Here is a 548-nt window from a genome sequence, read left to right as displayed (position 1 = left end):
TTTTATCTTGGAAATGGCTATCCATCGGGGGACGGAGGGCAAAGATTTTGATGTCTAAACCCGCCGCTTCGTGGGCAAGAATTTCATTGACAATGAACGTTTCCGAATAACGGGGATAGCGTTTAACAACGTAGGCAATGGCCATGGAAGATTTACAACGGAATTGGCTAGCAGGCTTGGGAGATAAAACGGGCACGGGTTTTGAGCAAATGATCCAACATCAGGGGAAGTTGTTGGGTAGCCCGGAGATTTAGAACTGGTTTGTCGTGTTGGTTTGTCGGGGCACAGTGGAGCCAAGCGGCCAGGTTTTGGGCATTTACTTGATTGGGATGGAGCACATCTACCAGGCCCAGTTGTTGTAAGCGGGTCGCCCGGAGCCATTGTTCTTGCCGGGGTTTAATGCGGGGAATAATCAAGGCCGGCTTCTGGAAGGAAAGAATTTCGCAGGTGGTGTTATAGCCCCCCATGGTGATTACCCGTTCTGCTGCTGCCATCAGCATGGTCGGTTCGGGACAGTGGGTCAGGATGCTGAGGTGGGGATTTTGTTG

General features: G+C 51.3%; 1 protein-coding gene and 1 pseudogene. Both read right to left on the bottom strand.

Features of this window, described 5'->3' with window-relative positions; translation table 11 throughout:
- Window positions 1-145, bottom strand: a pseudogene (locus ACLNEE_RS16875) (colanic acid biosynthesis glycosyltransferase WcaL); the annotation flags it as partial.
- A gap of 22 nt (window positions 146-167) precedes the next feature.
- Window positions 168-548 (bottom strand): glycosyltransferase (locus tag ACLNEE_RS16870; protein WP_412007449.1); only part of this gene is annotated, 381 nt, incomplete at its 5' end.

Source organism: Aphanothece stagnina RSMan2012 (assembly GCF_046764815.1).
Classification (GTDB): Bacteria; Cyanobacteriota; Cyanobacteriia; order PCC-6307; family Cyanobiaceae; genus NIES-981.
The sequence above is the reverse complement of the archived record's forward strand: the minus strand, read 5'-3'. Positions and strand labels throughout refer to the sequence as shown.